This window comes from Shewanella sp. BJSY2023SW001, from assembly GCF_047314685.1.
GTDB classification, from domain to species: domain Bacteria; phylum Pseudomonadota; class Gammaproteobacteria; order Enterobacterales; family Shewanellaceae; genus Shewanella; species Shewanella indica.
In genome coordinates, this window is sequence record NZ_JBKORF010000043.1 from 19,912 (window position 1) to 27,205 (window position 7,294).

Here is a 7,294-nt window from a genome sequence, read left to right on the forward strand (position 1 = left end):
CGGCCAAGGGTAGCCAAGCCGACCATCAGCGGAGCCCCTATGTTGCAATCACAATCGCCCAAGAGCCCCCATATCGCATCACGGCTTAATGCCGTGCGCAGCGAAATGGCCAAACACCAACTCGATGCCTTTATTCAGCCCCGTGCCGACGAGTATCTCGGCGAGTATGTGCCGGCGCACAACGAGCGTTTGCATTGGCTGACCGACTTTACCGGCTCGGCGGGGATGGCGATTGTGATGAAGGACTGCGCCGCCATTTTTACTGATGGCCGCTACACAGTGCAGGTAAGGCAACAGGTGGACTCGACCCTGTTCAGTTATGAGAGCTTGACAGATATGCCTCAGGCACAATGGTTGGCGGAAAAGCTGCCGGCCGGTTGCCGCATTGGCTACGATCCCAGGTTGCATACCCTGGCCTGGCAGCAGGATGCCGAAGCCACGCTGAGCAAAGCGGGTATGACATTGGTGGCGCTTGACAACAACCCGGTAGATTTGCACTGGCAAGACAGACCCGTGCCGGAAAACAAGCCCATTATCCTCTTCAATGCCGAGTCTGCCGGCAAGAGCAGCGAACAGAAGCGCAGTGAAATCGGCGCCCTGGTGAAAAAGGCCGGGGCCGATGTGGCGCTGATAGCGGCGCTGGACTCCTTCTGCTGGTTACTCAATATCCGCGGTCAGGACGTGCCCAGGTTGCCCGTGGTACTGGGCTGTGCCCTGCTGGAAGCCAATGGTGAGATGACACTGTTTACCGAGCTTGCCAAGTTACCCCAGGGGATTGAAGCCCACGTAGGGGCCGGTGTCAGCTTCCGCGCCGAGGCGGAACTCGCCGAAGCGCTGCAAGCGCTTGAAGGCAGAAAACTTTTAGCCGATCCCAATAATGCCAACGCCTTCAGCCAATTACAGGCCAAAGCCGCCGGCGCCAAACTGATCGCCGGACTCGATCCTGTGGCACTGCCCAAGGCCTGTAAAAACAGTGCCGAACTGCAGGGAATCCGCGCCAGTCATATCCGTGACGGCGTTGCCGTGAGCCGTTTCCTGGCTTGGCTGGATGCCGAAGTGGCTGCTGGCCGACTCTATGATGAAGGCACTCTGGCAGATAAGCTTGAGAGTTATCGCCTTGAGGATCCCCTCTACCGCGAGCCAAGCTTTGACACTATTTCCGCCACCGGCGGCAATGCGGCCATGTGCCACTACAACCATCTCAACGGCACTCCGGCCATGATGGAGATGAACAGCATCTATCTGGTGGACTCTGGCGCCCAGTATTTGGACGGCACCACAGACGTTACCCGCACCATAGCCATAGGTGAAGTCAGCGCCGAGCAGAAGAAAATGGTGACCTTGGTGCTCAAGGGGCATATCGCCCTGGATCAGGCCCGCTTCCCGCGGGGCACTACGGGGCAACAACTGGATGCCTTCGCCCGTCAATACTTATGGCAGCACGGTTTTGACTACGACCACGGCACGGGCCATGGTGTTGGCCACTTCCTCAGCGTTCATGAAGGCCCGCAAAGAATAGGCAAGAACCTCAATGCCATTCCTTTGCTGCCCGGAATGGTGCTTTCCAACGAACCCGGCTATTACCGGGCTGATGCCTTCGGTATTCGTCTGGAAAACCTGGTGGAAGTACGCCCCTGTGAAGCGCTCAAAGGGGCCGAACGGGAGATATTCGAGTTCGACGCTCTGACTCTGATCCCTATGGACAAACGCTTGATAGACAAGAGTCTGCTTACTGAAGCTGAGCTCAATTGGTTCAATGACTATCACAGCTGCGTTTATCAGACCCTGTCACCGCTGATGAGTGGCGAATCACTGGCCTGGCTCGAACAGGCTACCTCGCCGCTGTAACGCCCAAGGGCGCCGTCAATGGCCGGCGCCCTTTGTCAAACTCTCGGTGCTATTCACGAGAAGATCCGCCCCTTGAATTGGGATATAATAGCCGCCATATAGCTGTTATTATTTTGCCATGAGAATCTCAATCCCATGATAAGTACCACCTTTGATCAGTATCTGGAGTTTCCAACCTCCTTCCCATTTAAAGTGGTTGGCGATGCCAGCGATACCCTGGCCGACCGCGTAGTCGAAGTCGTCCAGAAGCACGCCCCCGGCGATTACAGCCCTACCACCAAGGCCTCCAGCAAAGGCACCTACATCTCGGTGACCATAAATGTGAGAGTGACCAGCAAGGAACATATCGAAACCTTGTACACTGAACTTGCCGCTATTGAAGGCGTTCGCCGGGTACTCTGATACCTGGCACTCGGCAGAGAAAGTGTGATCTGGATTACATTTTTCCTGCCAAAGCGTATAATACCTGCCGGTATCAGAGAGTGAGCACAGCTTGATACTGATTGCTATCATCTCAAACAGAGGGGGAGACGTTGCCCTTGCCAGACAATACATTGCATATCCGCCACTTGGGTAACATGGATTATGAGACTGTATGGCATGCCATGCAGCACTATACCGACACCCGTGACGAACACAGCCCGGATGAACTCTGGCTGGTGGAGCATCCACCGGTTTTCACCCAAGGCCAGGCCGGTAAGAGCGAGCACCTGCTCAACACCGGTGATATCCCGGTGATCCAGGTGGATCGCGGTGGTCAAGTAACTTACCATGGCCCGGGGCAATTGGTCGCCTACCCTCTTATCAACATCAAACGGCGCAAGCTTGGGGTAAGACAGCTGGTTACCGACATAGAACAAAGCCTGGTGGAGCTGCTCAAGCGCTTCGATATTCCGGCCTATGCCAAGTCCGATGCGCCGGGTGTCTATGTCGAGGAGCGTAAAATAGCCTCTTTGGGGTTGAGGATCCGTAAGGGATGCTCATTCCACGGCTTGGCGCTGAATGTCGACATGGATCTCGCCCCTTTTCGTCGTATCAACCCCTGTGGTTATGCCGGACTCGAAATGGCCCAGTGCAAAGCGCTCGGTGGCCCCCAGAGTGTCGAGGAGGCAGGCCAACACCTGATTGAAACTTTTAGCCAGCGTTTGGGCTATGAGCAAACAGTGCATCACCAAGGATTAGCAGAGTCATATGAATAGGCCAGAAAGATTACAGCCCGGCGTGAAATTGCGGGACGCCGAAAAGGTCGCCCGTATCCCGGTCAAAGTTGTGCCATCAGAGCGCGACACCATGCTGCGCAAGCCCGATTGGTTGCGGGTTAAGTTGCCATCTTCCAATCAGCGGATCCTGGATATCAAACAGGCACTGCGTAAAAATGGTTTGCACTCAGTGTGTGAAGAAGCCTCCTGTCCAAACCTGGCCGAGTGCTTCAACCATGGTACAGCCACCTTTATGATCCTCGGCGCCATCTGTACCCGGCGTTGTCCCTTCTGTGACGTAGCCCATGGCCGCCCACTCAAGCCTGACGCCGAGGAGCCTCTCAAGCTGGCACAGACCATCAGGGATATGAAGCTCAAGTATGTGGTGATCACCTCTGTGGATCGTGACGATCTGCGTGACGGCGGCGCCCAGCACTTCGCCGACTGTATCCGTGAGATCCGCAAACTCAACCCTGAGATCAAGATAGAGATATTGGTGCCTGACTTCCGCGGCCGTATCGATCAGGCGCTGGATATTCTGGCGACCGAGCCACCGGATGTATTCAACCACAACCTGGAAACGGCTCCGGCTCACTATCGTAAGGCCCGTCCCGGTGCCAACTATCAGTGGTCACTGGATCTGCTCAAACGCTTTAAAGAGCGTCATCCGGATATCCCGACTAAATCGGGGATCATGCTCGGACTCGGTGAAAGCAATGAAGAGATTGAACAGGTGCTCAGAGATCTGCGCGCTCACAATGTCAACATGCTGACTCTGGGCCAGTATCTGCAGCCATCCAAGTTCCACTTGCCGGTGGAGCGTTACGTGACTCCCAAGGAGTTTGACGACTTCCACAACCTGGCAACCGAACTTGGCTTTACCCACGCTGCCTGTGGCCCGCTGGTTCGCTCAAGCTACCATGCAGACCTTCAGGCCCAGGGGAAAGAGGTCAAATAGAGCAAGTCCAAGCACCTAAAGAAACAGCGCCCAAAGGCGCTGTTTTTCTATTTATGGGCACAATTTAAAGCTTTAGGGTTAGCGGCAAAAGCTCTGACATAACAGCCTCTAGCCATATTAGCCGGGATGCTCTAAGAGCCAAGGAGAGCTAAGAAGCGTGAAGAGACAACTCCATCAACAGAGCATCTTCCCGGCCCTCTTTGGCCTGATAGTAATCGGCCCTGGAGCCGGTCTCAATAAAGCCTAGGCGTCGGTACAAGGCGATAGCGGCAGCATTACCCACCCTGACTTCCAGCAATAGTCTCTCCACACCAGTCTCTTTAAGCAGTTCGATTGCCGCCTGTAATAATTGCCGCCCCAAACCCTGACCTTGTGCGGCAGGAGCGATACAGATATTCATCAGGGTCGCTTCCTCGAACAAGACCTGCAGCAAGCAAAAGCCTTGAAGCTCCGGTCCTAGATATAACCCCAGAGCGCGGTAAAAACGACCAAAACAACTGCCCAGAGTCGCCTCACTCCAGGGAAACTCATGGGCCAGTTGTTCAATTTTCATCATCTCGTCGAGGTCATTGGCCTCCAAGGCTCTGATTGCGATAACCTCAGTCACTTCGCCTCCAATCTGTGCCAAATCTGTTGCCATAGGGCGCGCTTGCCCTCACTGCCTGACATTAATTGCGCCGGCTGCGATGAGTGTAGCCAGGCCCCTTCAACAGGCTCAGGGAACATATTCCATATCACCTCTTGCCCAGCCACAGGCCGATTACCGACGCTGCACTGCCCTGCCTCCAATCCCAATAACGCCAACACCTTGAGCACCAGGGGATGTTGCAATACACGCTCATCAGCATCTGGCACCAACAGCATGAAAGGCACCTGGGCGGGAGAGTCTTTTCTACTGCGCCACAGCTCTATTCCCATGGCGTGCAGATATTTATTCATGGTGATTGCGCTCCGCTTTAACGCAGTTTGAAAATGTCGCCCAAAACCCATAGCCGAGGGACGAACAAGAAGGGCAAAAATGACTGAAAGAAACCCGCAACAGAGCTTCCAAGTTAAGCGCTTTAGAATACCAGCTTGCTCAGCAACTGTCTGTGACCTGAGAGCAAATCCCTTGGCTATCAACTCAAACAAAATCGATTGCGGACATCTAGTTTATCCACTTTAACTAATTATCTTCCGGAGTAATATAGAAAACAGATCATTTACGGAGGTTATATTATGAATATCAATATCGGGATCAACCAAGCCGATCGCCTGGAAATAGCCAACGGTTTGAATCGCTTACTTGCTGACACCTACAGCCTTTATCTCAAAACCCACAGCTTCCACTGGAACGTGACAGGTCCCATGTTCACCAGCCTACACCTACTGTTTGAAGAGCAGTACACCGAATTGGCTGCCGCGGTGGATGTCATCGCAGAGCGGGTCAGAGCCCTGGGTGAAAGAGCCTTGGGCTCCTACAGCGCCTACGCCGCTCAGACCGAAATCAAAGAAGACTCAGGCATCACAGATGCCAAACAGATGCTTGAGGAACTGCTGGAAGGCCAAGAGATCATTATTCGCAACGCCCGGGCACTCTATCCTCTGGTGAACCAGGCCAATGACGAAGCAACGGCAGATCTGCTGACCCAGCGTATTCAGCTGCATGAAAAGACCGCCTGGATGCTGCGCAGCTTGTTAGTGCAGTAATCTGGCATCACTTTGATACGGCGTTCAGAAACGGCATGAATTAGCGGCTAATGCTGAAACAAACTGAGTATTAATCTATACGGCTTACGCGTGTTGCGTGAGCCGTTATCTTATTTGGCACCGGGCAGGGTTTAACCCTGTAACAGTAGTTTTAAAGATATCTGCAAGCTGACAGTGCTAGATGAAAAATAAACGGGTCCATATCAACCTCAAGCACTTTATGATATCTACAAAAGGAAAACGGCCCGCATATTGCTATGCAGGCCGTCTGGAATGTGGCAGGGGTGGCAGGACTCGAACCCGCAACCGTCGGTTTTGGAGACCGCTGTTCTACCAATTGGAACTACACCCCTGTGGAACGAGGGGCATTATGCAAAAAGCCTTCCTAAAGGTAAAGGACTTTTTGGTACAAACCCCGCTGATTGCAGCTTTTTCAGGCAAAGCTATGGCATTGTAGGTATCCCGAAGTTTCTGGGGACAACGTCAGTAAGGTAAGGTTGCTGTAAACAACAAATTATCTAGGTTCACCAAGCCAAAGACTTTGCATGCTTCCCCCAAAGAAGCACCCATATAAAACTCAGCATTATCCTGCAAGCTACTTACAGTGTGATGGTCAATGTATACTTATTACTTAATGCACTTGATTTCAGTCGGATAACCAGCCGTTCAAAACACCCCAAGCAGTCTGATGAAGCTCAAACGGCTTTTAAAAAACTTCCTGATGGAAACTAACCTTCACACACCTATCCATATACGACCACACCAGATTGATATTTGGTTTCAGGACGAAGCCAGATTTGGTCAGCAAAATACAACAACACGACTCTGGGCACCGAAAGGCAGTAGACCCAGAGCGCTAAAACAGCAGCAGTTTGAATACGCGCACCTCTTCGGCGCAGTCTGTCCCGCAACAGGAGAAACTGAAGCCATCATCACGCCGTTTGTTAATAAGGACATCATGCGCCAGCACCTGGAACTGATCGCCAACCGAACTAAACCAGGACGACATGCTGTGGTGGTAATGGATGGTGCAGGGTGGCATACCAATGACATTGCAGTTGATATCCCCAACTTGTCGATACTCAAATTGCCGCCCTATTCCCCGGAGCTAAACCCCATCGAACAGGTGTGGAGTTGGCTACGCCAACGTCATCTCGCTAATCGCTGTTTCAAAGGATATGAGGACATTGTGGATGCTTGCAGTCAGGCTTGGAACGACTTCGTCAGCAGTACAAAGCGAGTGATAAAGATGTGCACCAGAGACTGGGCGAAAGTGACTGAACTTTAATGCGGAATGGTATCACATGGGGGCGAAAGACATCTGCTCATCAAGCACAGCTTGATAGATGGCTGGAGCGCGAAGCAGCTTGGCTGCAAGCTAAGGGGCACACACTGCGCCAGCCGCTTTGGGCTGCATGTTAAGTCGTGCTCGCTGGAAGCGAGACAAACAAAAAAGCCCTAGCTGAATGCTAGGGCTTTTTTGTTTGTTAGGCGTCTGGCGATGGCCAGCTTCGAGCAAGCTCTGCGCGTTCGTTTGTCGCATCAAACTGAGTTTGATAAACACGACAACCTCACCCTACTCCAAATGGGATTGTGCCTC

7 protein-coding genes, 1 tRNA gene and 1 pseudogene are annotated in these 7,294 nt (G+C 52.9%); 6 read left to right on the forward strand and 3 right to left on the reverse strand.

Features of this window, described 5'->3' with window-relative positions:
* Positions 1-39: 39 nt before the first annotated feature.
* The 4 genes from ACMHXH_RS10450 to lipA all read left to right on the forward strand — a co-directional run bounded on the left by ACMHXH_RS10450 (position 40) and on the right by lipA (position 4,005).
* Positions 40-1,848: an aminopeptidase P family protein gene (locus ACMHXH_RS10450; protein WP_039035884.1), complete on the forward strand. Its 1,809-nt coding sequence runs from the start codon at positions 40-42 to the stop codon at positions 1,846-1,848.
* A gap of 135 nt (positions 1,849-1,983) precedes the next feature.
* Positions 1,984-2,250, forward strand: a complete 267-nt coding sequence (gene ybeD, locus ACMHXH_RS10455; RefSeq protein ID WP_028781166.1) for a DUF493 family protein YbeD — start codon at positions 1,984-1,986, stop codon at positions 2,248-2,250.
* Between the two features lie 137 nt (positions 2,251-2,387).
* A complete protein-coding gene (lipB, locus tag ACMHXH_RS10460; RefSeq protein WP_039035899.1) occupies positions 2,388-3,047 on the forward strand; it encodes a lipoyl(octanoyl) transferase LipB in 660 nt (219 codons plus the stop codon).
* Positions 3,040-4,005 (forward strand): lipoyl synthase, encoded by a 966-nt coding sequence (lipA, locus tag ACMHXH_RS10465; protein ID WP_028781164.1) that lies wholly within the window; start codon positions 3,040-3,042, stop codon positions 4,003-4,005. Before lipB ends, lipA begins: the two co-directional genes overlap by 8 nt.
* A gap of 148 nt (positions 4,006-4,153) precedes the next feature.
* Here lipA and rimI read toward each other — a convergent pair whose 3' ends face one another.
* Both rimI and ACMHXH_RS10475 read right to left on the reverse strand, forming a co-directional pair.
* Positions 4,154-4,612 carry a ribosomal protein S18-alanine N-acetyltransferase gene (gene rimI, locus ACMHXH_RS10470; protein WP_233962562.1) on the reverse strand — a complete coding sequence of 153 codons (459 nt, stop codon included), beginning with the start codon at positions 4,610-4,612 and terminating at the stop codon, positions 4,154-4,156.
* A complete protein-coding gene (locus ACMHXH_RS10475) occupies positions 4,609-4,944 on the reverse strand; it encodes a DNA polymerase III subunit psi (protein ID WP_152608464.1) in 336 nt (111 codons plus the stop codon). Before ACMHXH_RS10475 ends, rimI begins: the two co-directional genes overlap by 4 nt.
* A gap of 279 nt (positions 4,945-5,223) precedes the next feature.
* Here ACMHXH_RS10475 and dpsA point away from each other — a divergent pair, with 279 nt between their 5' ends.
* Positions 5,224-5,694 carry a DNA starvation/stationary phase protection protein DpsA gene (gene dpsA / locus ACMHXH_RS10480; protein ID WP_335912721.1) on the forward strand — a complete coding sequence of 157 codons (471 nt, stop codon included), beginning with the start codon at positions 5,224-5,226 and terminating at the stop codon, positions 5,692-5,694.
* A 276-nt stretch (positions 5,695-5,970) separates the two neighbouring features.
* Here the strand turns inward: dpsA and ACMHXH_RS10485 are convergent.
* Positions 5,971-6,047, reverse strand: a tRNA-Trp gene (locus tag ACMHXH_RS10485).
* Positions 6,048-6,309: 262 nt separating this feature from the next.
* Between ACMHXH_RS10485 and ACMHXH_RS10490 the strand changes: the two are divergent.
* Positions 6,310-6,982, forward strand: a pseudogene (locus ACMHXH_RS10490) (IS630 family transposase); the annotation flags it as partial.
* Positions 6,983-7,294 lie beyond the last annotated feature (312 nt).

Excerpts from the sequence above, each read along its gene's own strand:
- ACMHXH_RS10450 (WP_039035884.1), top strand. The coding sequence starts at position 40 with ATGTTGCAATCACAATCGCCCAAGAGCCCCCATATCGCATCACGGCTT.
- ybeD (WP_028781166.1), top strand. The coding sequence starts at position 1,984 with ATGATAAGTACCACCTTTGATCAGTATCTGGAGTTTCCAACCTCCTTC.
- lipA (WP_028781164.1), top strand. The coding sequence starts at position 3,040 with ATGAATAGGCCAGAAAGATTACAGCCCGGCGTGAAATTGCGGGACGCC.
- ACMHXH_RS10475 (WP_152608464.1), bottom strand. The coding sequence starts at position 4,944 with ATGAATAAATATCTGCACGCCATGGGAATAGAGCTGTGGCGCAGTAGA.
- dpsA (WP_335912721.1), top strand. The coding sequence starts at position 5,224 with ATGAATATCAATATCGGGATCAACCAAGCCGATCGCCTGGAAATAGCC.